At 62.8% G+C, this 2,754-nt stretch carries 1 protein-coding gene and 1 pseudogene; both read right to left on the reverse strand.

All coding sequences use genetic code 11. The features are described 5' to 3' along the window. Nucleotides 1-366 precede the first annotated feature (366 nt). Nucleotides 367-2,568, reverse strand: coding sequence for an FUSC family membrane protein (locus Q7U49_RS15175; RefSeq protein ID WP_304765568.1), 2,202 nt, complete (start codon nt 2,566-2,568; stop codon nt 367-369). A gap of 36 nt (nt 2,569-2,604) precedes the next feature. Next, a pseudogene (locus tag Q7U49_RS15180) lies at nt 2,605-2,754 on the reverse strand (IclR family transcriptional regulator C-terminal domain-containing protein); the annotation flags it as partial.

A 2,754-nucleotide genomic window follows, 5' to 3' on the forward strand; every position in this document is an offset into this window, starting at 1 on the left:
AAAGGGCAGAACAATTCTGTCAGGTGACTGACTGCAATGGGGTCGAGACTAACCCTTCATGCTGGAAAGCTGAAGGTCAGCAATGGGTCTTGACCCGCCTTTTGAAGCGCACGCTCAGATGGCTAGACGTGGTCGTCACCAGCCATTGCCGGTCTGGTCAATTCCTACGGGCAGTTGGCTCCACGCTTGGCGTGCGACCTGAAAACGCCACAGCCCGCAGCGGGACAGCAAGCTTCCATTTGGCACCAACCGTTCCTGTATATGTAGCGCCTGCACCAGCGCTGCGGGCGCTGGCCAGTGGCAAAAACAATGTTTGTTCGACAGCATGGTGCGCAGCGTCTTGCAAGGTGCTGACGACAAAATCAGTCAGGGTGCAGCAAGCTCACGCAGCACCTGTTCCGCGTTGGCCTGCAATTGCCGCGCAATATGGTCGGCCAATTGCAATCGGCGCAAAAGCCACGGGCTGAGGTCACCATCAAAAGGGTCACCCAGCACCGACCATTCCAACGCTGGGGTGGCGGGTGTGCCGATCTGCGGCGGCAAGGAACCTGACCCCAGTGCGGCTTCGATGGCTTGTGCCGCCTGCCGCAATGGCAGCTCAACGTCTTGCGGCGTCAGGCGGCCACGCTGTTGCAACAGCATGGTCTTGACCGTGGTCAGCTGGGCCAGCAGCTGGTAACTCAGGGCCAGCAAACGCCCCAGTGGTTCCAGCGGCGGGCGCACAGCACGCGGCTCTGACAAGGAGCGCTGGGTGGCCTGCACCAAAGCCGAAAGACTGTCAAAAGCTTCGCGCCGGGCCAACCGCCATTGCAGCTCGGGCGCGTTGTCCACGGCCTGCAACTGCCACAAGCCCAGCGCCACGCGCGCGTGCCGGGCCTGCGCCGCCAGGGTGCGTTTGACCAGGGCTGCAATCTGGCCACGCTCCCAGGACGGCAGCACGTAGCTGAAAGCCCAGGCGATCGCGACACCCAGCAAGGTGTCGGCCATGCGTTCCACCACATCAAAGACCGGGCTCGGGCCGGCGTTGAGCATCTGCACCTGCAACAGGCCCAGCACCGTGGCGGCAATCGCCGTGACAAGGTATTTTCTGACTGCAAAGCCGTGGGCCAGGGCCTGCGCCAGCGTGACCACGAGCAGCAGCACCCCTACCGGGACGTGCGCGTAGAGCAGCAAACCCGCCAGCACACAGCCGATCAGCGTGCCGATGGCGCGGCTGTTGCGTCGCTCCAGCGTGTGTGCCAGGCTACCGCGCAACACCACCACGATGGTCAACAAGATCCAGTAATCGTGGCTACCCCAAGGCAACGCCAGCGAAATGGCATAAGCCGTGCCCATGGCCAGAGCCGCCCGGATGGCGTGGCGAAGGGGCGGCGCGTTCCAGCGCCACAGCGCGTAAAAGGGTTCCCAGGACCAGACCGTGGGACTGACAAACAGCTGCCAGTTGGCGCGTACCAGGTCCACATTGGGGGCCATTTCAGCGCGTGCCAATGCCACCAAACGCAAGCTGTCGTCATTCATCAGGCCGATGCGGCTTGACATGCCCATGGCCAGAATGGCAGGCGTGGGTGCCGCACCACGGGCCGACACCGTGCTGTCATGGCCCCACTGCAGGTTTTCGAGTTGTGGTCGATGGCTGGCAAAGGGCACAGGCGCGCGGCCCAGCATCAGGGCATCGGCCAAAGCATCGATTTCATCGGCCAGTGCAGCCAGGATGTCACGCAAGGTGCTCAGCACCGGTTCATGACCCGGATGGTTTTTGAGCGTGTCCAGATCAAGGTTGCACACCAGCAGGTGGTCGCGCATGTCGAGCACCGCCATCAGCATATCGGCCAGCTGCTGGCGACGCAGGGTGCTGGGAGATTCCAGCAAAATATTGCGCGCCGCCTGCAACTGGTCAGCCAGCGCCGCCTGCTGTTGCAGCAGCGTGCCCACCAGCGGCGCCCGCCGGCCGGTTTCGTCCACAGTGTCGGGACTGAATTGTTGCGCCTGCGAACGCATCAGGGTGGCAAGGGCCATCAGCGTGTCGGCCAGCATTTGCACCCGATAACGCGCGTTCAGCAGCGCGTTGGCCAACGTCGCCCAGGCCAGATAACACACCGCACCGAGCGTGAAGTAAAGGCAGGTGGTCAGATTGGTGGCGCTGTTGCTGTGGTCGGGCACTGCCATCGAGAACACCATGGCAAACATGACCGAGACCGAAATCGGCAGGCCACGGTTGCCCCAGCCCCCGGCCAGAAAAGCCAGGAAGCTGGCCGGCACCAGCAGCAGGCCCAGCAGGATGGGGGCGGCGTGCAACACCTGCACCGCCCAGAAAAGCGGCAAGCCGAGCAGGAAGGCCGGCAACAATTGCCAGAACTTGCCACGTTTGGGCGCGGGTTGATCGGGCGGAACACACACCACCACACCCACGGACGCGGCAGCTGCGGCGAATTCGCCCAGCAGCAGATGAATGCTGCCCGCGATCAACAGCAAACCCAGTGCCGCCGACAGTCCATTGGTCACGTAATGGCTCAGCGCAATGCGCAGGGCTTCACGTTGGTAACGTTCAAATGGGTTGGGTTGCAACATGATGAAATGCAAGCGTGGCGGCTAGGCGTCGATTTGTCAAATCAGGTTGCGCAGGGCGCGCGCGGTTTCCAGCAACACTGGTAAGACGCGTGCAACCGCGTCGTCGCTGCTCTCATGGCCCATCGGCATGGTCACATTGAGGGCGCCCACCAGATCACCTTTGCGGTCGATCAGTGGCACGGCGAC

This window comes from Rhodoferax sp., from assembly GCF_030653815.1.
Classification (GTDB): Bacteria; Pseudomonadota; Gammaproteobacteria; order Burkholderiales; family Burkholderiaceae_C; genus Rhodoferax.

Excerpts from the sequence above, each read along its gene's own strand:
- Q7U49_RS15175 (WP_304765568.1), bottom strand. The coding sequence starts at position 2,568 with ATGTTGCAACCCAACCCATTTGAACGTTACCAACGTGAAGCCCTGCGC.